Source organism: Marisediminitalea aggregata, assembly GCF_900129565.1.
GTDB lineage: Bacteria > Pseudomonadota > Gammaproteobacteria > Enterobacterales > Alteromonadaceae > Alteromonas > Alteromonas aggregata.
The window spans coordinates 53,441-76,314 of record NZ_FQWD01000008.1 but is presented as its reverse complement, the minus strand read 5'-3'; the positions used below and the strand labels follow the sequence as shown (position 1 = coordinate 76,314).

General features: G+C 49.0%; 24 protein-coding genes. 7 read left to right on the top strand and 17 right to left on the bottom strand.

From position 1 onward, the window contains the following. Positions 1-54 precede the first annotated feature (54 nt). Complete coding sequence (gene ppnP / locus BUB81_RS20175; protein WP_073325171.1) at positions 55-339, top strand: pyrimidine/purine nucleoside phosphorylase; 285 nt, start codon at positions 55-57, stop codon at positions 337-339. 68 nt (positions 340-407) lie between these two features. Here ppnP and BUB81_RS20170 read toward each other — a convergent pair whose 3' ends face one another. The 3 genes from BUB81_RS20170 to dinB all read right to left on the bottom strand — a co-directional run bounded on the left by BUB81_RS20170 (position 408) and on the right by dinB (position 2,915). Beyond that, on the bottom strand, positions 408-1,262 hold the full coding sequence (locus tag BUB81_RS20170; RefSeq protein ID WP_073325170.1) for an MBL fold metallo-hydrolase: 855 nt from the start codon (positions 1,260-1,262) through the stop codon (positions 408-410). 109 nt (positions 1,263-1,371) lie between these two features. Continuing rightward, positions 1,372-1,614, bottom strand: coding sequence for a DUF1653 domain-containing protein (locus BUB81_RS20165; protein WP_073325169.1), 243 nt, complete (start codon positions 1,612-1,614; stop codon positions 1,372-1,374). 221 nt (positions 1,615-1,835) lie between these two features. Further along, positions 1,836-2,915 carry a DNA polymerase IV gene (gene dinB / locus BUB81_RS20160; protein WP_084526778.1) on the bottom strand — a complete coding sequence of 360 codons (1,080 nt, stop codon included), beginning with the start codon at positions 2,913-2,915 and terminating at the stop codon, positions 1,836-1,838. Positions 2,916-3,085: 170 nt separating this feature from the next. On the opposite strand from dinB, the gene BUB81_RS20155 reads away from it, so the two are divergent. The 4 genes from BUB81_RS20155 (at position 3,086) to BUB81_RS20140 (ending at position 5,338) form a co-directional block, all read left to right on the top strand. Next, positions 3,086-3,895, top strand: coding sequence for a helix-turn-helix domain-containing protein (locus BUB81_RS20155; RefSeq protein WP_073325167.1), 810 nt, complete (start codon positions 3,086-3,088; stop codon positions 3,893-3,895). 48 nt (positions 3,896-3,943) lie between these two features. Continuing rightward, positions 3,944-4,393, top strand: a complete 450-nt coding sequence (locus tag BUB81_RS20150; protein ID WP_073325166.1) for a carboxymuconolactone decarboxylase family protein — start codon at positions 3,944-3,946, stop codon at positions 4,391-4,393. A 4-nt stretch (positions 4,394-4,397) separates the two neighbouring features. Next, on the top strand, positions 4,398-4,562 hold the full coding sequence (locus tag BUB81_RS20145; RefSeq protein ID WP_084526764.1) for a YrhK family protein: 165 nt from the start codon (positions 4,398-4,400) through the stop codon (positions 4,560-4,562). Between the two features lie 86 nt (positions 4,563-4,648). Beyond that, on the top strand, positions 4,649-5,338 hold the full coding sequence (locus tag BUB81_RS20140; RefSeq protein WP_073325164.1) for an ion transporter: 690 nt from the start codon (positions 4,649-4,651) through the stop codon (positions 5,336-5,338). 39 nt (positions 5,339-5,377) lie between these two features. Here BUB81_RS20140 and nqrM read toward each other — a convergent pair whose 3' ends face one another. The 13 genes from nqrM to bamJ all read right to left on the bottom strand — a co-directional run bounded on the left by nqrM (position 5,378) and on the right by bamJ (position 18,170). Beyond that, the gene (gene nqrM / locus BUB81_RS20135; RefSeq protein ID WP_073325163.1) at positions 5,378-5,611 is read right to left on the bottom strand and encodes a (Na+)-NQR maturation NqrM; all 234 of its coding nucleotides are present in this window, start codon (positions 5,609-5,611) and stop codon (positions 5,378-5,380) included. Positions 5,612-5,616: 5 nt separating this feature from the next. Then, positions 5,617-6,633 carry an FAD:protein FMN transferase gene (locus BUB81_RS20130; RefSeq protein WP_073325162.1) on the bottom strand — a complete coding sequence of 339 codons (1,017 nt, stop codon included), beginning with the start codon at positions 6,631-6,633 and terminating at the stop codon, positions 5,617-5,619. A gap of 106 nt (positions 6,634-6,739) precedes the next feature. Next, entirely contained in the window at positions 6,740-7,972 is a 1,233-nt protein-coding gene (gene nqrF / locus BUB81_RS20125; RefSeq protein ID WP_073325161.1) for an NADH:ubiquinone reductase (Na(+)-transporting) subunit F, read from the bottom strand. 22 nt (positions 7,973-7,994) lie between these two features. Next, positions 7,995-8,603: an NADH:ubiquinone reductase (Na(+)-transporting) subunit E gene (gene nqrE / locus BUB81_RS20120; RefSeq protein ID WP_073325160.1), complete on the bottom strand. Its 609-nt coding sequence runs from the start codon at positions 8,601-8,603 to the stop codon at positions 7,995-7,997. Positions 8,604-8,606: 3 nt separating this feature from the next. Further along, positions 8,607-9,239 carry an NADH:ubiquinone reductase (Na(+)-transporting) subunit D gene (locus BUB81_RS20115; RefSeq protein ID WP_073325159.1) on the bottom strand — a complete coding sequence of 211 codons (633 nt, stop codon included), beginning with the start codon at positions 9,237-9,239 and terminating at the stop codon, positions 8,607-8,609. 12 nt (positions 9,240-9,251) lie between these two features. Then, positions 9,252-10,016, bottom strand: a complete 765-nt coding sequence (locus BUB81_RS20110; protein WP_073325158.1) for a Na(+)-translocating NADH-quinone reductase subunit C — start codon at positions 10,014-10,016, stop codon at positions 9,252-9,254. After that, a complete protein-coding gene (locus tag BUB81_RS20105; protein WP_073325157.1) occupies positions 10,006-11,208 on the bottom strand; it encodes an NADH:ubiquinone reductase (Na(+)-transporting) subunit B in 1,203 nt (400 codons plus the stop codon). Before BUB81_RS20105 ends, BUB81_RS20110 begins: the two co-directional genes overlap by 11 nt. A 3-nt stretch (positions 11,209-11,211) precedes the next feature. Beyond that, positions 11,212-12,552, bottom strand: a complete 1,341-nt coding sequence (locus tag BUB81_RS20100; RefSeq protein ID WP_073325156.1) for a Na(+)-translocating NADH-quinone reductase subunit A — start codon at positions 12,550-12,552, stop codon at positions 11,212-11,214. A 485-nt stretch (positions 12,553-13,037) separates the two neighbouring features. Next, positions 13,038-14,216 carry an enoyl-ACP reductase FabV gene (fabV, locus tag BUB81_RS20095; protein ID WP_073325155.1) on the bottom strand — a complete coding sequence of 393 codons (1,179 nt, stop codon included), beginning with the start codon at positions 14,214-14,216 and terminating at the stop codon, positions 13,038-13,040. A 97-nt stretch (positions 14,217-14,313) separates the two neighbouring features. Beyond that, positions 14,314-15,408, bottom strand: coding sequence for a TRAP transporter substrate-binding protein (locus BUB81_RS20090; protein ID WP_073325154.1), 1,095 nt, complete (start codon positions 15,406-15,408; stop codon positions 14,314-14,316). 10 nt (positions 15,409-15,418) lie between these two features. Beyond that, positions 15,419-16,807: a TRAP transporter large permease gene (locus BUB81_RS20085; RefSeq protein WP_073325153.1), complete on the bottom strand. Its 1,389-nt coding sequence runs from the start codon at positions 16,805-16,807 to the stop codon at positions 15,419-15,421. Positions 16,808-16,809: 2 nt separating this feature from the next. Beyond that, positions 16,810-17,310: a TRAP transporter small permease subunit gene (locus BUB81_RS20080; protein WP_245819302.1), complete on the bottom strand. Its 501-nt coding sequence runs from the start codon at positions 17,308-17,310 to the stop codon at positions 16,810-16,812. 239 nt (positions 17,311-17,549) lie between these two features. Next, the gene (gene bamJ, locus BUB81_RS20075) at positions 17,550-18,170 is read right to left on the bottom strand and encodes a BamJ family beta-barrel-assembly machinery protein (protein WP_073325151.1); all 621 of its coding nucleotides are present in this window, start codon (positions 18,168-18,170) and stop codon (positions 17,550-17,552) included. A gap of 244 nt (positions 18,171-18,414) precedes the next feature. On the opposite strand from bamJ, the gene ppc reads away from it, so the two are divergent. Continuing rightward, complete coding sequence (ppc, locus tag BUB81_RS20070; RefSeq protein WP_073325150.1) at positions 18,415-21,036, top strand: phosphoenolpyruvate carboxylase; 2,622 nt, start codon at positions 18,415-18,417, stop codon at positions 21,034-21,036. 90 nt (positions 21,037-21,126) lie between these two features. Here the strand turns inward: ppc and mdh are convergent, their stop codons facing one another. Continuing rightward, on the bottom strand, positions 21,127-22,065 hold the full coding sequence (gene mdh / locus BUB81_RS20065) for a malate dehydrogenase (RefSeq protein WP_073325149.1): 939 nt from the start codon (positions 22,063-22,065) through the stop codon (positions 21,127-21,129). A gap of 320 nt (positions 22,066-22,385) precedes the next feature. On the opposite strand from mdh, the gene argR reads away from it, so the two are divergent. Continuing rightward, the gene (gene argR, locus BUB81_RS20055) at positions 22,386-22,850 is read left to right on the top strand and encodes a transcriptional regulator ArgR (protein WP_073325147.1); all 465 of its coding nucleotides are present in this window, start codon (positions 22,386-22,388) and stop codon (positions 22,848-22,850) included. Positions 22,851-22,874: the final 24 nt, after the last annotated feature.

Here is a 22,874-nt window from a genome sequence, read left to right as displayed (position 1 = left end):
GGAGTCACGGCATCGGCTATAGCACAATGCGCTTTTTTCAACAGGAACACCACTATGACATTAAGCGTAAACAGCTACTTTGACGATGCCGTAAAATCGATTGCCTTTGAATCTGCCAACGGCCCTTGCACCTCTGGTGTAATGTTGCCGGGTGATTATGTGTTTGGCACCAGTCAGGACGAATTAATGAAAGTGGTAGAAGGTGCGCTCACGGTCAAATTGCCGGGAGAAGCTGAGTGGCAAACGTTCGCAACCGGCTCTGAGTTCCGCGTTGCTGCAAATCAATCGTTTGACGTGAAAGTAGAAACAACCACGGCTTACCTGTGTTTCTATAGCTAAATACACGGAATGAGAAATAAAAAAATGCCACGCAACTGCGTGGCATTTTCGTATTCGCGGTGACCGCGTCAGTAAAGTGTTCGGATCCACTTCTCTTCGGTAATAAAGCTCCAGTCCCAGGATTGCCATTTTTCCGGTAAACCGGCTTCAACCACCTCATCCACTGACATCCCTTTGGCTTTTTGCGCATTCACAAAAGCCAGAGTGGCTTTCATCATATCTAATGCAGCCTGATAATCCTGCTTACTGGCTAGAGGGCCATGACCGGGAATAATCTGTGTGTTGTCGTCAATTTTGCCAAGTAAGACCTCGACCGATTTGATGTACCCAGCAACCGTACCACCCGCCCCTAGATCTATGTACGGAAACAGTCCGTTGAAGAACAAATCACCGGTGTGGAGTACGTTCGGTTGCTCGAACCACACCACACTGTCACCATCGGTATGACTGGCGGGCAAATGGAATACGTGGAGGGTTTCACCGTTGAAGTGGATCTTGACCCCTTGCTCGTACGTCACTACCGGTAACGCACTTTTTGCTACAGATTCATCGTTAGCGAGTCTTACACGCACGTTGTCGTGGGCAAATATAGTCGCGCCTTTGTGGTCATGAAAAAACGCATTGCTGCCGGTGTGATCGCCGTGATAATGCGTGTTTATAACGTAGCTCGGGGCGTCGCTACCTAATTCCCCCAACGCCGCAGAGATTTTGGGGGCCAACGGCGCAAACTGATCGTCAATAATCAGCACCCCGTCTTCGCCCGCCGAGACGCCAATATTTCCACCGGCACCTGTCAGCATGTGCACTGAACCGGCAAGATGATTTGATTTAATTTCAACAGATGCGAAGCGATCGTCTGCGTGTAATGACGTTGCGGCAAACAGCGCTGAAAGCGCTAAACCGTATTTTATGAGTTGTTTCATGAACCATCCCTTACCTGGACTTATTTGGCTACTAATATGTCACTGGCGGCGAAATGGTTCAATCATGAATGAAGATACCGGGCGTAACTTCCTTGATCAGCAAATGCGGTTAGACAGCAATACTGCTCTCAGCCTGATGCTCAGCATGCCCCAGATAGCGAAACCGATCTACAGAACGACCATTCACCTTTACCTGTTCAGTAAACATTTCCAGCGGACGCACCCATAATGCGCCTTCGCCATACATAGGACGGTAGACCACCAGTTGGCTTTCGTCTTCAGAATGGTTGGCAACACCAATTACTTCGTAATTGTTCCCTTTGTAATGCTGGTAAACGCCGGGTTTTATCATTTTTTGTCTCCTTTTGGGTGGCAAAAGCGTTAAAGCCTGAATGTCGATGCTGTTGTATCGCTAGTGATACGCTGAACTCAGTATTTTGGTCTCGCTGTTTCCTTATTTTAAAATACAAATATGACACCTGTGTCGCTTTTCTGCATAGTCATGCAAATTGTACTGCAATAAGCTGATCCAGAGCATGAATATGCAAGTTTAGTAGAAGATTATACTTTCTGCTAATTATCATCAAAAGGCAGGAGCAGTTGCTGGGCATCCTTGGGCTCATCCAAGCCTACCTGTAACCCTACCAAGCGAATACCTCTGTCCCTCGCTCGCTGATATGCCTCTTTTAACAGCGCCTGAAAACTCGGCTTAGCCACTTCAGAATAACGATGCTCTACGGTGGTTAACTGAAAATCCTGAAACTTCAGTTTTACCCCAAGGGACTTTATTAACATTGGCTTACTGGCGTGGTATTTATTCTGATGTAATGCCAGACGGTTCACCAGTGTATCGTACAGATACTCAACCACCTCCAGACACTCCGCCTCGGAATGTATATCGGCACTGAGGGTTCTTTCAACACCCACGGATTTGCGCACCCGATTTGTTTGTATGTCCCGCTCATCGATGCCGTGTGCCCTTTGCCACAATATATGCCCGAACTTACCAAAGCGCTTTTGGATTTGTTCATAAGGGTATTGCCTGACATCTTCACAGGTGTACAACCCCAGCTGATGCAGTTTTTGTAGCGTCACTTCCCCTACACCCGGAATTTTCTTCAGCGGAAGCCTGCGCACAAAGCTATCGAGTTCATCCGGAGAGACCACACACAACCCATTGGGTTTATTCTCGTCACTGGCAATCTTTGCGACAAACTTACATGGCGCTACACCCGCGGATGCGGTTAGATTTAATTCACGCTGTATGCGGTAACGTATGGCCTCTGCAATACGTGTTGCGCTGCCTTTGTACAACTGGCTGTCAGTCACATCCAGATAGGCTTCATCTAACGACAACGGCTCAATCTTGGTTGCGTAATCAGCAAATATTTCTCTGATTTTACGAGACTCTTCCTGATACACCGACATTCTGCCGGGTATTAGCTTTAAATCAGGGCAGAGTTTCAATGCATACGCCGAGGCCATGGCGGAGCGCACGCCGAACTGCCTGGCTGGGTAGTTACACGTAGCAATAACCCCGCGTCGATCAGAGCTGCCGCCAATCGCAATGGGCACATTTTGCAGCGCCGGGTTATCCCGCATCTCCACTGCGGCATAAAAGCAGTCCATATCTACGTGGATTATTTTACGCACAACCGACATTCCAGCCTGAAGCTATTTAGCACGTGCACATAATACTGTATATACGTACACATATCCAGCAAACCAAATTGACAGCAACGTTCGCCATAATGTTTGCGTGGTATATATACACTCTGTGATTGTGTGTATTATTGATACTGAATCATTAAGCCCTATTGCATATGGAACTCGAATCACTCGGTATTATTGTGCCGGCGTCACTTTCGCTGCAACAACCCAGTTGGTATGCGCCGCACAGCGCATTGGCCGACCATGTGCAGTGTATCTGGTGTATGCCATTACAACCTGACACAACCCGCCCGATAGAAAAGCTCTATCCGGATGCAGGGGCGAGCCTGATGTTTGAGTTTACCCGGAGTAATGTCATTTGCCGCTTCTGTTTTAATACCGACACCATACCGCATCGTTGGTCATCTGATGCAGAACATCTCAGTGTGCGGCTGAAGCCGGGTGCGATCCCGGTGTTGCTGAGTCCGGTGTTTCTGACTTCGGTGAATCAATCACAACAGGTTGATGAGTATGACTTGCCAGGTATTACCGCATTGTGTGAAGCGTTGCTTCCACTCGCTGCTGAACAACGGGTGATGTGTATTCAACAGTGGTTACTCAGCAGACTACAGTGTCATATGCAACGCAACAAACCCGTCAACACAGCGCTGGTCGCCGCACTTTGTAGTATTACGGTATCGCCCGAACAGCACGCCAGAGAATTAGGCATGTCGCGCAGAACACTGGAAAGGCGCATGCGTTCGCTGATGGGCATTACCCCAAACCAGATGCACAGCTTTCATCGCATCCGCAAGGCAAGAGAATTGCTGCTACGTGGCAAAACACCACTGGCCGACATTGCAGTGCTCTCGGGCTTTTATGACCAGGCCCATTTTACCAATCTGTTTCACGAGGCAACCATGGAATCGCCTGCGCAATACCGGCGCAGAAAGTTGTCGCAAATTTCCAATACCTCAACATAGTAACCGCCTACCCTCCTCATCAGTCACTTAAAGAATGAGGAACCAACAATGACAGCGCGTATAGCCCCTAATGAACTCTTTGCACATTGCCCACGAATTTCGGAGCACCTGATTGAACTAGGCAAAACCAGCAATGATAACGTACCGGCCCGCCTGCGGCATTTAGTTAAACTTCGGGTATCGCAACTCAATCATTGCGGCTTTTGTCAGGTCATGCATGCCTCAGAGGCCCGGGCAGACGGCGAAACACAGCCTCGTCTCGATGTATTGCCTGCGTGGCGTGAAGCACCTTGTTTTACCACACAGGAACAAGCCGCGTTAGCGTGGGCAGAAGCGGTAACCATGATTGCAACCCAACCGGATGTGTCAGATGCTTTCGCTCAGGCGGCGGAGCAGTTTAGCAATCAGGCACTCATTGAACTCACTACGGTTATTCTGGAAATTAACAGCTGGAACCGCATTGCAGTTAGCTTTAACTTTACCCCGGAAGTGGAGTAGGCCCGTGCTGCAAAACAAGAATAAGACACTCATCATTGCCAGCCTGTGTTTTCTATGCGGAAGCACATTGTTTTTACCCCAACTGGTAAATTATGCCACGGTCGGCGTATACCTGTTTATGCTGGGTTCAGTGTTAATGCTGGTTGATACGTTGAGCACAAAGGAGTAGTGTAAAAAATGTACCAGGCGGCGCGGTTAGTACGCGCTACCTGATTTCATTCGCTGATAACTGCGCTAACTGACCAGGGACGTGTCATGAACAAACGCAAGGATTGCTTTTGGGATAAACCCGGCCCCACCTGGGTGATTATTACGCTGATCCTGTATTCAGTGCTGACGTTTTCACTGGAAACTATTCCTAACCTGTCTCCACCCGTTAAAACGTTTTTGCGTTGTTCTGAATTCGTTGTTGTTATTATATTTACCCTCGAATACTTAACCCGCTTATATAAAGCGAAGCCGCGACTGGGGTTCGTATTCAGCTTCTACGGTATCATTGACCTACTCGCCATCTTACCGTTTTACTTAATGCTAGCGGTGGATCTCAGGGCACTTCGTTTATTCCGTTTGCTGCGATTAGCCCGCCTGTTAAAACTCACACGCTATAGCAATGCGATCAGGCGTTTCAGTAAGGCGCTGTACACAGTTAAAGAAGAATTGGTCGTGTTCAGCATTGCCAGCCTGATCATTCTGTTTTTAGCATCGGTGGGGATTTATCACTTTGAACACGCGGCACAGCCAGAGGTGTTTACGACTATCTTCGACTGTTTATGGTGGGCGGCTGCCACGCTGACTACGGTGGGCTACGGCGATATCTATCCGATTACCCTGGGCGGGAAACTGTTTACGTTTCTGGTATTAATGGTGGGGTTGGGCATGATAGCAGTACCTACAGGCATTATCGCTACCGCGCTGTCTTCGGTCAGACAGTCAGAAAACAAATAACCAACGGATGAACGCGTCATCCGTTGGCTGAATGTCGAATTAAATTATGCGGTCTTTTTCCCAGGCCTTTAATTTTTCCTGGCGCTGCGCTTCTCTTTCCTGCCGCGCTTTCTTGCGGTCGCAAGGCTCGGGGCAATCACAGGCTTTATCAATACCCAGCGCGCCCAGGCCACCACAGCTACCAGAAATGGTCTTCTTCTGCAGTAAATAGCCGATCGCCATGGCTGCTACCATGACCAGAAAAAACACAAACGCTAATATAAACGTACTCATATTTCTTACTCTTCGTAAACAGTGACCAGCGACTCAAACGCAGGGCTACTGTATTCCACAAAGCTATCACCTTCGCGTTTAACAATAAACACCGCAAGGTCGTTTTGTTCAGCCAATGCGATGGCACTTTCCCACCCCATAACATTAAAGGCAGTCGCCATACCGTCTGCCGTCATCGATGACGGGTGAATAACAGTAACCGACACCGTGTTATGCTGAATAGGCTTGCCGGTGCGTGGGTCGATCAAGTGCGAATAACGCACCCCATCCTGCTCGTAATAGTTACGATAGTCACCCGACGTCGCAATCGCGTTGTCGCCAATGGATATGATTTTCTGCACAGCGCGGGCCTCAGAGACCGGCTTTTCAATGGCGATAAGCCACTCAGAGCCATTGCCTTTGTCGCCTTTCACGCGCATTTCGCCACCAATCTCGACCAGGTAACTCTCTATGCCCTGCTCCTCGAGCAACTCCGCAACCACGTCGACGCCATAGCCTTTCGCAATCGTAGACAAGTCTACATAAAGCTGAGGGTGCGCTTTTACCAATCCGTCTTTAACTACCGTTAATTTATCCAGACCGGTGTAAGCACGCACCTCATCGACATCCTGTTGAGACGGAATACTCTCCGGACGCATGGTGGGTCCAAAACCCCAGAGGTTAACCAGAGGTCCAACAGTGACGTCTAGCACGCCGTCGCTGAGTTGACCCAAACGCATCGCTTCCAGCACCACTTTGCGGGTTTCCGGTGATATAGCAAAAGGCTGCTCAAACCGGTACTGATTAAAGCGCGACAATTCTGACGTCGGGTCGTAAGTCGACATCAGCTTGTTCACGTGAATTAAGCGCTCGTCTATCAGGTGCTTAACTATTGCTTTATCAACCGCGGTGACTTTCGGGTACTTCACGTTGTACGTGGTGCCCATAGTGTGACCATAGATATGCTCTACTTCTACCGGTGGCTGGCTACAGCCCACCAATAACAGCACTAGCAGTCCAACTACATACCTAAATTTACTCACATTGCCTCCATGGGATTACTGATTGCAGCGGCACTGCAATGGGATATTCCCTTCAACTTAGTAAAAAAGGGGGCCTAGAGCCCCCTTTATACTTCGAACTTGTGTCTTAGCCGCCGAAGTCATCCAACAGGATGTTTTCGTCTTCAACACCTAAATCTTTCAGCATGTTGATAACGGCCGCGTTCATCATAGGTGGTCCACACATGTAGAACTCACAATCTTCTGGCGCAGGGTGGTCTTTAAGGTAGTTTTCCAGCAATACGTTGTGGATAAACCCGGTGTAACCTTCCCAGTTGTCTTCAGGTTGTGGATCTGACAGTGCAACGTGCCATACGAAGTTGTCATTTTCTTTAGCCAGCATATCGAAATCTTCTACATAGAACATTTCGCGCAGTGAACGAGCACCGTACCAGAAGCTGATCTTACGGTCAGTCTTAATACGACGAAGCTGGTCAAAGATGTGTGAACGCATCGGTGCCATACCCGCACCACCACCAATGAATACCATTTCGGCGTCAGTTTCTTTCGCGAAGAACTCACCAAATGGACCAGAGATAGTCGCTTTGTCGCCTTCTTTCAGGCTCCAGATGTACGATGACATTTTACCAGCCGGCAGGCTCAGGTTATTAGGCGGCGGCGTAGCGATACGCACGTTCAGCATAATAATCCCTTCTTCTTCAGGGTAGTTTGCCATTGAGTAAGCACGGATAGTTTCTTCATCTACCTTAGATTCGATATCGAAGAAGCCAAAGCGTTCCCAGTCAGCACGATACTCTTCAGGAATATCGAAGTCTTTGTATTTGACATGGTGAGGTGGAGCCTCAATCTGGATGTATCCACCCGCTCGGAACGGTACGCTCTCGCCATTTGGAATTTTAAGCTTAAGCTCTTTGATGAAAGTGGCTTTGTTGTCGTTAGAAATAACTTCACAATCCCACTTCTTGATACCAAAGATTTCTTCTTCCAGCTCGATTTCCATGTCTTGCTTAACAGATACCTGACAAGACAGACGGCAACCTTCACGCGCTTCGCGCTTAGTGATGTGGTCGAGCTCAGTAGGCAGGATTTCACCGCCACCGGCCTTAACGTCTACACGACACTGGCCACAAGAACCACCGCCACCACAGGCTGAAGATACAAAGATACCCGCATCGGCTAATGCACCTAGCAGCTTGCCGCCTGGTGCAGTAGTGATCGCTTTTTCCGGATCGCCATTGATTAGAATCTTCACGTCGCCAGATGGAACCAGCTTCGATTTTGCGAACAGGATGATAAATACCAGCGCAAGAACGATAACGATGAACATTCCAACGCCAAGAATAATCTCGATTTGATTCATAAATTCTGCTCCTTAGCGTTAATTACAGCTGAACGCCAGTGAAGGACTGGAAGCCCAGTGCCATCAGGCCAGCAATCATGAACACAGAGCCCAGGCCGCGAATACCGTCTGGCATGTCCGCGTACTTCAGCTTTTCACGTACCGCCGCAAGCAATACGATAGCCAGTGCCCAGCCCATACCACTACCTACACCGTAAACAATACTCTCTGTGAAGTTGTATTCACGTTGTACTGCAAACGATACACCACCAAAGATGGCGCAGTTAACGGTAATCAGTGGCAGGAAGATACCCAGCGCGTTGTATAGGGCAGGGAAGAACTTATCCAGACTCATTTCCAGGATCTGTACCAGTGCTGCAATAACACCGATAAAGGTCAGGAAGTTCAGGAAGCTCAGGTCAGCGTCAGGGAAACCTGCCCATGCCAGCGCACCAGGCGCCAGAATGTTCACGTAAATCACCTGGTTAACTGGTACAGAGATACCCAGTACTACCACTACGGCAATACCCAGGCCCATGGCCGTTTTTACTTTCTTAGATACCGCCAGGAATGTGCACATCCCAAGGAACAAAGACAGCGCCATGTTCTCGATAAAGATCGAGCGAACAAATAATGATAAATAATGTTCCACAACTTACTCCTTAGGCTCGACTTGTTCCGGACGGATAGTACGGATTACCCATATCAGACCGCCGATCAGGAAGAATGAACTGAATGGCAGAATTAACAAACCATTTGCCTGATACCAGCCGCCGTTTTGAATCAGAGGCAGGATTTCAAAGCCCAGGATAGTACCGAAGCCGAACAGCTCTTTAATGATACCAACCACAATCAGTACCATAGAGTAGCCAAGGCCGTTACCAATACCGTCCAGGAAGCTCATCAGAGGTGGACTCTTCATCGCGTATGCTTCTGCACGGCCCATTACGATACAGTTGGTAATGATCAAACCAACGAATACCGACAGCTGCTTAGAAATCTCGTACGAGTACGCTTTCAGAATTTGGTCAACAACAATTACCAGCGAGGCGATGATGGTCATCTGAATGATGATCCGCACACTGCTGGGGATCTGGTTTCGAATAATCGAAATAAACAGGTTTGAAAACGCGGTAACGCTGGTCAGTGCCAGAGACATTACTAATGCGGTTTCCAGTTTTGTAGTAATTGCCAGTGCAGAACAAATACCCAGGATTTGTAATGCAATTGGGTTACTGTCCAGAATGGGTCCAAAGAGGACCTTTTTCATTTCTTTAGAATCAGCCATGATAATAACCCCTTACGAACGCCAGGCTTGTTTTTTCAGGAAAGGACCAAAGCCGTTGTCGCCAACCCAGTACTGAACCGTGTTGTTCACACCGTTACTGGTTAACGTTGCACCAGACAGTGCATCAACCGCATATGGGTTTTCTTCACCAGCCGCTTTCTTCACTTCAAGGGCGACGTCGCCGTTCTTGTAAAGTTGCTTGCCGTCCCATTTTGCCTGCCATGCTGGGTTTTGTACTTCACCACCCAGTCCTGGCGTTTCTTTTTGCTGATAGTAAATCAGTTCGCGAACTGTTTCGCCGTCTGCATCAAGGGCCAGGAAGCCGTACATCAGGTCCCAAAGGCCACTGCCGTGTACTGGCAGGATAACGCGGCTAACGGTTTCTTTCGCTGCTGACTCGTAAACCAGATATACCGAAGCCACTTTCGCGCGGCGTTGGAAACCTACATTGCTGTTTTCCACTTTCACGCTGGTGTCAGCTTCTTTTGCAGCTTTGTACATATCGTAGTTTGCAGAAGGTGCTTCAACAAACTCACCGGTATCCAGGTCTACATAACGCGCTTCAACGAACTCGTTATATGTTCCTTCGATGTTACCTTTAGCTTGTTCAAGCAGACCAGCTGCATGCAGGATGTTAGACATCTTGTCTTTCGCTGCATTGCTTTGCTGAATATCACGCAGGCCTACAGCCGCACCTGATACGATGATTGAACAGACTAAACAAACCGCCAGTACTACGCCGACTGTTTTTCCAAATGATTCTTTATTAGCCGACACGAGCTATCCTCCGCTTGATATTGCTTTGAGCGACAAAGTAGTCGAACAGGGGTGCCCACAGGTTAGCAAACAGGATTGCCAACATAACACCTTCAGGGAATGCAGGGTTCAATACGCGAATCAGTACGGTCATAAAGCCGATAAAGAAACCGTATGCCCATTTGCCCTGGTTCGTAAATGACGCAGACACAGGGTCTGTTGCCATAAAGAACATACCAAACGCCAGACCACCTACTACGAAGTGCCAGTGTGCAGGCATAGCGAACATTGCGTTCGTGTCACTACCAATCAGGTTTAACAATGTGGCGAAGAATGCAACGCCCAGTGCAACACCTGCTACGATGCGCCAGCTGGCGATTCGCATGTAGATGATGAACAGGCCACCCAGCATAATTGCCAGTGCAGACACTTCACCCGCAGAACCGGGGATAAGACCCAGGAAGTGGTTCATCCACAAGTCAGAGTTGCTGTAATCCAGTGCACCGTTTGCGCCCTGGCTCAGAGACGTTGCACCTGAATAACCGTCAGCGGCTACCCAAACGCGGTCACCCGAGATTTGTGCAGGATAAGCAAAGTACAGGAATGCACGGCCAGACAGTGCCGGGTTCAGGAAGTTACGGCCGGTACCACCAAAGATTTCTTTCGCGATAACCACACCAAACGTGATACCCAGTGCAACCTGCCATAATGGGATGGTTGCTGGCAACGTTAATGCAAACAATACCGATGTTACGAAGAAGCCTTCGTTAACTTCGTGCTTACGTACTGATGCAAACAGTACTTCCCAGAAGCCACCTACGGCGAACGTCACCGCGTAAATTGGCAGCCAGAAGCATGCGCCGTAGAACATCAGGCCTAATGTGCCTGCATTTGAGATGTCACCACCCAATGCCGAGAACAGGCCAGCCTGCCAGGTATCAGGTAAGGTACCCGCGCCAGCAGCAATTGCTTCCTGCGCTTGGAAACCAATATTGTACATACCAAAGAACATAGCCGGGAATGTTGCCATCCACACCATGATCATAATACGTTTCAGGTCGATACTGTCACGAACGTGAGTACCAGCCTTGTTTACTTTACCCGGGGTATAGAAGATGGTCGCAGCCGCTTCATACAGCGCGTACCATTTTTCGTATTTACCACCTGGTTCGAAGTTCGGTTCGATCTTCTCTAAATACGCTTTTAAGCCCATGAATTAACCCTCTTTCTCGATCGTGGTCAAACAGTTGCGCAGGATCGGACCGTAAGTGTATTTGCCTGGGCACACGTAGGTGCACAGTGCCAAATCTTCTTCGTCCAGTTCCAGACAACCCAACGTCTGAGCACTGTCAGTATCACCAGAAATCAAATCACGCAGTAACAGCGTGGGAAGGATATCCAGAGGCATAACGCGTTCGTAATTACCAATTGGTACCATTGAACGTTCTGAACCATTTGTAGTTGTAGTCATATCAAACTGCTTGCTACCACTGAAGTGACCAGTGTACGCACGCGTAATTGAATGCTTGTCAGAACCTGGAGTAATCCAGCCAAACAGTACCTTTTCACGGCCTTCTTTCAACAACGAAACCTGAGTGTGGAAACGTCCAAGGAAACCGTGAACACCCTGTGCAGTCGTACCATTCAGTACTGAACCAGACACGATGCGAACTTCACCGTCAGTCACTTCACTAGCGGTAAGTTCTGCCAGATCGGCACCAATTACAGTGCGAACCAGGCGAGGATTCTTAGCAGCAGGGCCGCCCAGTGCAACAACACGGCTGTTGTCTAACTGACCAGACGTAAGCGTTGCACCAATGGCAATCACGTCCTGATAGTTTACAGACCATACTGTTTTCTTAGCACCTACCGGATCAAGGTAGTGAATGTGCGTACCAGCTAACCCTGCTGGGTGCGGGCCGTCAAACTCAGCAACGTCTGCACCGCTGTCACCAGCTGTTACTGCGCTGCCTGCTTTCTTACACACATACACTTTGCCGCCAGACAGCACTTTCAGTGCTTTCAACCCGTTTGCGAAGTCGTCCTGACGTTCTGCAATAACAACCGCCGGATCGGCAGCTAATGGGTTGGTGTCAATGGCTGTGACAAAGATTGAACTTGGCGTAGAACCAAGTGCAGGTGATTTGCTGAAAGGACGCGTACGTAATGCTGACCACAAGCCGCTGTCGTTCAACAGCTGCTCGATAGTTTCGCGACTGCTACTAGCAATCTGATCAGCAGCAATGGCAGTGAAAGCTTCCGCTTCATCACCTTCTGCTTTTATCACAACAGATTGCAGAACACGCTTAGCACCACGGTTTACTTCTACCACTTCACCCGCAACCGGAGCAGTGAATTTAACGCCAGGGTTTTTCTTATCTTCGAAAAGAACCTGACCTTTCTTCACTTTGTCTCCAACCTGCACGTGCATGGTAGGACGCATACCCACATATTCTTCTCCCAAAATGGCAGCACGCGTCACAGACAGTCCATCCTGGATCTGTTGTGTCGGCGCTCCCGATATAGGGAGGTCGAGACCTTTTTTGATTTTTATCATACGTAATCGCACTACTCTAATAGAAATACCCTTTTGAATAGGCAGCATCTTTCACCACATTGAAAAGATACGATTCAAAAACGTACTTTGCTCACCACTACTATGCTAATAAAGGTCGTAAGAAACCCTCAAAGCTAATTTTTACTTCGCAATCAAGCTGAATTGTTATTGTTAGAATTTGCCGGCGTTAACAATTTTATTGTTGTTTTTTAGCGCATGGTTTTGCCGCCCGTTAACAAGGCGAAAGAGAGTAACAGACAGGTCACTCTACTTAATTACGGAATTTTAGCATCATCCTGACGACTTGCGCTACGCAATTCGCAGATTATGCACTATTTTTATCGGATTAATCTGTACAATCAACCTACCACCTTGGTCGCAAAACCCACCAAATGGTCAAAAAACAGGCGGAATTAGCAGAATTCATCTATTCATCATACAAATAAGCCGTCATAACGACGGCTTATTATAATTATCAAATGGTTTTACCAATTAACCAGCGGGTCAACGTCCGCATCGTAATCCACCCCTGCGACATCAAAGCCGAACAGACGTAAAAACTCATGGTGATAGCCCGCGTAATCACTTAACTCATGGAAGTTATCCTGAGTAACCTGGTCCCAGAGACCTTTGATGACGGCCTGGGTATCATCGTTGGTTTCCTTCCCGTCCATGCGATAGCGGTTTTGCTCATCCAGCGTAGGTTCAGAACCGTACAAACAATCTTTATATAATCCAGCAATTTGCTCGATACAGCCTTCGTGCGTGCCTTCGTTTTTCATCACGCGATACAACAGCGAAATATATAGTGGCATCACCGGAATTGCGGAACTGGCTTGCGTAACCAACGCCTTCAGCGATGAAACGTGAGCGTCAACACTTAATGCAGACAGCTTGTCGTTGATAGCACTTGCCGCGCGATCCAAATCTTCCTTCGCTTTACCAATGGTGGCCTGACCATAAATTGGCCATGTCAGTTCTTTACCAATATAGGTATAAGCCGTCGTTTTACAGCCTTCAGCCAGTACGCCAGCTTCAGACAATGCGTCCAGCCACAATTCCCAGTCTTCGCCGCCCATTACCTTAACGGTATTGAAGATTTCATCGTCGTTGGCAGGCTCAAGACTAACATCATGTACCAGGTCTTTGTCGGTATCGTAAGTCTTTGTGGTGTAAGCCTGACCCACTGGTTTGAGCGTAGACTTATACACTTCACCGGTAACTGGATCAGTACGACGCGGGGCGGCCAGACTATAGATTACCAGGTCGACCTGACCTAAATCGGCTTTAATTTTGTCAATCACTTCCTGCTTCATAGCTGCAGAGAATGCATCACCGTTTAAGGTTTCTGCATACAGATCTGCCGCTTTCGCTTTATGATGGAACGCAGCGGTATTGTACCAACCTGCTGTGCCGGTTTTGCGTTCTGTCGGGGCCTTTTCAAAACAGACGCCCAGTGTTGCTGCGCCATAGCCAAACGCCGAAGTAATACGCGAAGCCAGTCCGTAGCCGGTAGAACAACCCAGAACCAGTACCTTTTTAGGCCCGTCGCCTAAATCGCCAAGCCCTTGAATATAATCAATTTGTTCTGACACAACTGCTGCACAACCCACTGGATGCGCATTTGTACAAATAAAGCCACGTATTTTGGGCTGAATAACCATAGTCACACTATCCTTTATAATTTGAGCGCGTATTGTAATAAACCACCGGATGATAACAACTCTGAGCAGCTATCACCCGGCTTATCACACAATCAGTTTAACGATTGTTGTAATACGCTTGTTCTGACATACCGTGGAAGGTTTTCGCGCCAGCGAAGAAAGACTGGTAGGCGTCGTAGATGCGTTTAAAATCTGGGTCTGCTTCAGCTTGCTGCGCCATTACCTGGGCAGACGCTTCGCGAAGCGCGTCAATCACATCCTGGGGTAACTCACGTACCGTTACACCGTGTTCATTGACCAACTTGTTCATAGCGGCATTGTTTCGTGCAGTATACTCATCCAGCATATCCTGATTCGCGGCACGCATGGCTACTTTCACAATAGCCTGTAGATCTGAGGGTAAGCTGTTGAGCGCTTGCTCGTTTACCAGGAATTCCAGCTGTGTGCCCGGCTCATGCCAGCCACTGGTGTAGTAATAATCGGCAGCACGGAACAACCCAAACGCCAAATCATTGTACGGGCCAACCCACTCAGTCGCGTCAATAGCACCGGTTTGTAAAGACGTAAATATTTCGCCACCGGTCAGGGTTACCGGAATGCCGCCAACTGCTTTGAGCACTTCGCCGCCCAGACCCGGAATACGCATTTTTAAGCCCTGAAAATCGTCGAGGCTGTTGATTTCTTTCTTAAACCAGCCCGCCATCTGCACACCGGTGTTACCGCCGGCAAAGGGCACAACGCCGAATGGCTTGTACAAATCCTGCCAGAGCTTCAAACCACCGCCATAGTGCAGCCAACCGTTCATTTCCTGGGCATTCATACCAAATGGGATCGCTGAAAAAATCGGTGCCGCAGGCATTTTACCTTTCCAGTAGTACGCGCCAGCGTGGCCCATTTGTGCTGTACCCTGGGCAACGGCATCAAACACTTCAAATCCGGGTACCAGTTCACCGGCACCAAACACTTTTACGGTTAATCTGCCGCCCGACATCTCGTTGACATACTCGGCAAAGGTTTCCGGCGCTTGTCCTAAGCCGGGAAAATTCTTCGGCCAGGAAGTCACTAGTTTCCATTCATAGGTTTGTTGTGGCGCAGCTTGCGCTGCGGTTGTATTTGATTGAGTATTGTCCTGGCAACCACTCAGGCCTAAAGCCATACCCAGTCCCATTACTGCCAATAGCATTTTTTTCATTATTGTATCCTTAGCTGTAGAGCGTTTCAGGCAACCAGGTGGCCAGCTCAGGCCAAATGGCTAATCCTATTAATAGCACAATCTGAATAATGATGAAGGGCACAACACCGCGATAGATATCAGACGTTAGTATGGTAGGCGGCGCTACGCCACGCAGGTAAAACAGCGCGAAGCCAAATGGCGGTGTTAAAAACGAAGTCTGCAGATTAAGCGCCAGCATAATGCCTAACCACACCGGATCAATACCCATGGCGAGTAAAACCGGGGCAACAATGGGCACTACCACAAACGTGATCTCAATGAAGTCCAGTATAAAGCCCAATGCAAACACTACCAGCATTACCACCAGCATGGCCCCAAACACGCCGCCGGGCAGTTCTGTTAAGAAGCCATGAATCAGTTCTTCACCACCGAATCCACGGAACACCAGTGAAAATACAGAAGCGCCGATTAGGATCATGAACACCATGGCAGTCATGCGCGTAGTATCCATGGTCACCACTTTTAACTGCGCAAGAGACAATTGCTTCTTAAAAGCAGCCAATAATAAGGCACCACTTGCACCAACACCTGCGGCTTCTGTTGGCGTTGCAAACCCTGCCAGTATTGACCCCAACACCACAATAATAAGCAACAACGGGGGGACCAGCGCCGAAAACAAGCTCTGTTCCGGCTCTTCAGTAGCGGACGCGGTGGCGGTTGCGTCGATATTCATAGCGGCATCATCTGACTTACCTGACTTCACGCCTACAACCATGACGTAAATCAGATACAGCACCACCAGTAACAGCCCCGGTACTAAGGCACCGACGAATAAATCTCCCACCGATACCGAGTCCGGTGAAAAAATGCCCATCGATAACTGTGCTTTTTGATAAGCACTGGAGAGTACATCACCCAATAATATCAGCGCGATAGAAGGCGGAATGATTTGGCCAAGGGTACCAGTGGCACAAATAGCACCGGTGGCAAACGCGGGAGAATACCCCCGGTTGAGCATAGAGGGTAAAGACAACAAGCCCATGGTAACCACCGTCGCCCCAACAATACCGGTACTTGCTGCCAGCAACATACCAACCAACACCACAGACACCGCCATGCCACTGCGATACTTGCCCAGTAGCGCCGCCATGGCGACTAACAGGGATTCGGCGACTTTGGACTTCTCCAACATGACGCCCATGAACACAAATAACGGCACCGCGATTAGCGTCTCGTTAGAGACAATCCCGAATAACCGATTGGGCATAGCAGTAAGATATGACGCATCAAACCCGCCAACCAAGGCACCAATACCCGCAAATATCAGCGATACACCGGCCAACGTTAGTGCAACCGGATAGCCAAATAACAACACACCGCACACGCAGGCAAACAGAACTAACGCCATCCACTCCATCGTTATTGCACCTCCGTGTTATAACGCCAGTTCAGAAAACTGCGGCACAGTTCGCTCACACCTTGCAGCAGCAAAATACCAATGCCCAATGGAATGAGAGACTTCAGTACGAATACCAGCGGCAGACCACCGGGTTCTTTGGATGTCTCCATCAAGGCCCAGGAGTCCGCGGCGTAAGGCACCGCATAGTAGAGCAAAAAGCCGCAAACGGGGATTAGCAACAACAGCGTGCCCCAAAAGTTCACCATGGCTTGCCTACGCGGGGAGAACCGTCGGTAGAATACGTCCACCCGAACATGACCGTCGCATTGCAGCGTATAGCCTAAAGCCAATAGGAAGACGGCGCCATGCAGGTAAGTCACTGACTCCTGCAGCGCGATCCAGCCCATTTGAAAGCCGTACCTGAGCACCACAATAACCAGCATAACTACAACCATAACCAGCGACAGCGCACTGCACGCCTGACATACGCGGCGACTGAATGTATCCAACGCCTGGATCACAGACGGGAGTCTTGAAGAAGAGAAAGCCATATCGAATAAAAACGCAGCAATTGAAAAAAACTTGTTAATAAACGGCTAGACTAAAGCTATTTAGCTGCTTTGCCAATGGGTTATGGTCAGTCTGAGGGAGAATTTTCAGGAATAAGTGATGCCAGTTTGAGGGAGATAGCACCGATAACAACGGGAAGAAGTAAAAAAACACAAAGCCCGCCTAAAAAGGCAGGCTTTGGCATTCAGGCTTAGCCCAGGATGTCTAACAACTCAACATCGAACACCAGCGTGCTGTACGGGGCAATTGCGCCACCCGCACCTTGCTCACCGTAAGCCAGGTTGTGAGGCACGTATAAACGCCACTTTGAGCCAACAGGCATCATCTGCAGTGCTTCAGTCCAGCCTTTAATTACGCCACCTACCGGGAATTCAGCCGGTTGGCCACGGTCGTATGAGCTGTCGAATACTGAACCGTTGATTAAGGTACCGTGGTAATGCGTACGCACAGTGCTGTCAGCAGTAGGCTTCGCACCTTCGCCAGTAGTCAGTACTTCGTACTGCAGACCAGACTCAGTGGTTACTACGCCGTCGCGCTTGGCGTTTTCAGCCAGGAAGTTTTCGCCTTCAGCAATCGCCTCTTTATGCTGTTCAGCTTTTGCAGCCTGCATACGCTGATGAATTTCACCGAACGCGTCGCGCAGGGTGTCATTGTCTACTTGCGGTGCTTGACCGGTAAACGCGTCTTTTAAACCAGCGACAACAGAATCCAGGTCCAAGCCTTCAAAAGGATTCGATTGCAGTTGCTGACCCATTTGAAAACCGATGCCGTAGCTCGCTTGGGTTTCTACTGTCTTAAATTGATCTGACACAGTCACTCCTGTAAGTAAATTACACAAAACGCGCAAAATTTAAACAATTCATGAATTATTCTGAAAAATTATAACACGTTCGTTTTAATTGGGCCGATAGTGTAACACACCCTTAACTTTCCTGCCCGTGCCTTTGATTTAGTGCTTCAGAATGAGGCCTGGAACAGCCCTATACTGCAAAATGTCATTAGACAAGCGACCCGGGAAACAGTAATGTGATCGGCATTGTTATATGGAGGGCACCATGCAATCACATTACGATGCACAGTTAAAAGACACTGTTCGTTATTTGGGAAAGACTTTAGGTGAAACCATCAAGGCCCAATTGGGCAATGATTGGTTAGAGAAAATTGAAAAGATTCGCCTCGACGGCCGCGCGTCGTATCAGGGTGACACAGATTGCGGAAGCAGTCTGAAAGAAACTTTCAAAACCATGTCAGACAGCGAATTACTGGTTGTTGCCAGAGCGTTCGCACAATTCCTGAATTTGGGTAATATTGCAGAGCAGGAATACAATGCGGGTCTGGATGTGGAAGCATCTATCGACTCACTGTTTGAACACCTAGACAAAGCTGAGCTGTCAGCCTTAGAGGTAGAGGAAGCCGTAGCAAAACTGGATATTGATCTGGTACTTACCGCTCACCCAACCGAAGTGTTCCGTCGCACCCTTATCCACAAGCATAAAGAGCTGGCGGTTTGCTTAAAGAGCATTCACCACGAGCAACTTACTGACACCGAGCGCAAACGTTTGGAAACGCGTATTGCCGATTTGATCAGTCAGGCATGGCACACAGAAGAAATTCGCTCTGTACGTCCTACGCCGGTAGACGAAGCCCGCTGGGGTTTCTCGGTAATCGAAAACTCACTGTGGGAAGCCGTTCCCGAGTTCCTGCGTGACCTGGACGAACGTCTGCAGCAAGACTACAACGTAGCATTACCTATTGATGCGGCGCCTATTCACTTTAGCTCGTGGATGGGTGGAGACCGTGACGGTAACCCGTTTGTTACTGCAAAGGTTACCGAAGAAGTCCTGTTGCTGGCTCGCCGCCGCGCAGCCAAGTTGTTAACCATCGATCTTGACCGCTTGCAGGTCGAGTTGTCGATGAACCTGTGTAACGATGAATTAAAAGCACGTGCGGGTGAGCAGTTAGAGCCGTATCGCGCCATCCTTCGCCCGCTGGTGAAGCGCTGCGCCGATACCCGCGACGGCATTGCTGATTTCTTCAATGGCCGTCCCTACGACGCAAGCACCTGGATTCAGGACAACGACGAGTTGCTTGAGCCATTAATGCTGTGCTACCAGTCACTGTGTGATTGTGGTCTGGAAACCACCGCGAACGGCATGCTGCTGGACACCATCCGCCGCGTGAAGTGCTTCGGCATTCACCTGTTGCGTTTGGATGTGCGTCAGGACTCACAGCGTCACGCTGACGTACTTGCAGAACTCACCCGTTATCTGGGTTTGGGCGACTACGGTCAATGGAGCGAAGCTGACAAGCAAGCATTCCTGCTGCGTGAATTAAGTTCTAAGCGCCCACTGTTCCCACGCGCATGGCAACCGTCTGAAGACGTTCAGGAAGTGCTGGATACCTGTAAGGTGATTGCAAACCACAGTCGCCATGGCTTTGGTATTTACATTATCTCAATGGCAAGCGAAGCCTCTGACGTCATGGCTGTGCAACTGCTGTTGCAGGAAATGGGCGTGGACTGGCCCATGCCAGTAGCCCCGTTGTTTGAAACACTGGACGACCTGAACAACTCTCCCACCGTTATGCGCAAATTGCTTAGCGTAGACTGGTATCGCGGTTATATTCAGGGCAAACAGTTTGTCATGATTGGCTACTCAGACTCGGCTAAAGACGCGGGTGCCATTGCCGCAGGTTGGGCTCAGTACGAGTCTCAGGAAGCGCTGGTTGCGCTGGCTGAAGAATTCGACGTTACCCTGACCCTGTTCCACGGTCGTGGCGGTACTATCGGTCGTGGTGGCTTACCGGCTCACGCTGCTATCCACTCTCAGCCTCCGGGTTCACTAGACGGTGGCTTCCGTGTTACTGAACAAGGTGAGACGATCCGTTACAAGTTTGGTATGCCGTTGCTAGCCAAGCGCAGCCTGGGTATTTATACCAGCGCAATCATTGAAGCCATGTTGTTCCCGCCGCCGGCGCCTAAAGACGAATGGCGTGAGCTGATGAAAGCAATGGCGGCTAAGGGCCGCGATTTCTATCGTGGCGTGGTACGTCAGGATCCGGAATTCGTGCCGTATTTCCGCGTAGCAACGCCGGAACAGGAACTGGGTAAACTGCCTTTGGGCAGCCGTCCTGCCAAACGTAAGCCTACCGGTGGAATTGAGAGCCTGCGTGCTATTCCATGGATATTCGCCTGGGCCCAGACACGTTTGGTACTGCCAGCCTGGTTGGGCAGCATGCGTGCCATTGATGCCGTTCGCAAGGAAGGCAACGAAGAAACACTGAAAGAAATGCTGGAAAACTGGCCATTCTTTAAGTCGCGTTTGTCTATGCTGGACATGGTATTCCAGAAAGCCGACCCTCGGATAAGCGAAGAATACGATGATCGTCTGGTACCTGAAGAGCTTAAGCACTTTGGTGCAGCCCTTCGCGCCGAGCTGAAAGAAGCAATTGCACTGCTGCTAGAGATTAACGGTCAGGAAACCATTATGGAGTCAGACCCACAGGGTCGTGAGTCTATGAATATCCGCGCCGCTTATCTTGAACCGCTGCATTACCTGCAGATTGAGCTGCTGTCGCGCATTCGTCAGTTAGACGAAGATGAGCACGACGCGAATCTGGACAAAGCCATGATGGTTGCTATCAGCGGTATTGCTATTGGTATGCGAAACACAGGTTAACCTGTGTTTCGAAGGCCATTTACCTGGCCATAAGATACAAAAAAGCCGGCATCGCCGGCTTTTTTAATGGATAAGATTTCGAGTCGGCAATTAACCGTTTACGAACTCAACACCAATTTTGATATCGCCACGCAGACCTTCCAGCATGTCGTCTTTTGCTTTCTGTTCGAAAGCACTCAGCTCGCCGTAAGGCAGGATTTCTTCAACACCGTTCGCACCTAAACGCACTGGGTGAGAGAAGAATGCAGCGTCGTCGCTGTCGTCGGTTTGTACGTAAGTGTACTCAACCACGTTGTCACCTTGCATAGCAGCAACCAGAGACAGACAGAAGCGTGCAGCAGCCTGACCCATAGACAATGTAGCAGAACCGCCACCCGCCTTGGCTTCAACAACTTCGGTACCCGCGTTCTGGATACGTGTAGTCAGTGAAGCAACTTCGTCGTCAGAGAATTCAACGCCTTCCACCTGAGACAGCAGAGGCAGAATAGTCGTACCAGAGTGACCACCGATTACAGGCACGTGCGTGTTCGCTGGATCAAGACCTTTCAGGTCAGCAACAAACGTTTCTGCGCGGATAACGTCAAGCGTAGTCACACCGAACAGTTTGTTCTTGTTGTATACGCCTTTGGCTTTCAACGTTTCAGCAGCAATCGCTACTGTGGTGTTCACAGGGTTTGTGATGATACAAGTACATGCATCAGGGCAGTTGTCTGCGATGCCTTCAACCAAAGCTTTAACGATACCAGCATTGATATTAAACAGGTCTGAACGATCCATACCAGGCTTACGAGGTACGCCAGCTGGGATCAGCACGATGTCACAACCAGTCAGTGCTTCCGCCAGGTCGTCTTTACCGTGACCGGTTACTTTTACTGCAGTTGGGATGTGGCTTAAATCAACAGCTACACCAGGAACAACTGGCGCAACGTCGTACAAAGACAGTTCAGAACCTGCTGGCAATTGTGTTTTTAACAATAATGACAGCGCCTGACCAATACCACCGGCAGCACCTAACACGGCTACTTTCATACCATTTCTCCTATGGAAAGAATCACGTTTAATAACGGCTCGACACACTAATTCATGTCGACAAAAAACTCAATCACCTATTGGTCTTATGGAAGAAGATTGGGTGAATCTCAGAGTTATATTCAAAATAACTGCATAAATATGCATTTTATTTGTAATTTCATGCGCGTTGTGGCACTATACAAGGTTAAAATTGTATCAGGCGACAGCGCAGATGAGCGGCAAAGCAAATTCGCCTGCAAGAGTATACACCAAGCTAACTGGCAAGCCGAAAAATAATTCAGACGCCAGTAATTGTAATGATTTAACGACAGGTGAATATGGCTAGTCAAAAACAAGAAGAACTCATTAAAGCATTCAAAGAGATTCTGAAAGCCGAAAGTTACGGCTCGCAGGGCGAAATTGTCGACGGATTGAAGCATCAGGGCTTTAGCAATATCAGCCAAAGTAAAATATCGCGAATGCTCAGCAAGTTTGGTGCGGTACGTACCCGCAACGCGCGTGGTGACATGGTGTATTGCTTACCCCCTGAATTAGGTATGCCTACGGCCAAAAGCCCGCTGAAACAGCTGGTGTTAGATATTGTGCATAACAATGTCATGGTGATTATTCGAACCAGCCCTGGTGCAGCACAGCTCATTGCACGCCTGCTGGACTCGTTGAGTAAAAAGGACGGTGTATTAGGCACCATAGCAGGTGATGACACGATTTTTATCGCGCCCGCGGATGTCACCAAAATTGAAGATTTACGACAACGCGTAGAAGACTTGTTCGAGAATGTCTGATTCTAGCGCGTCAGACAACGGACC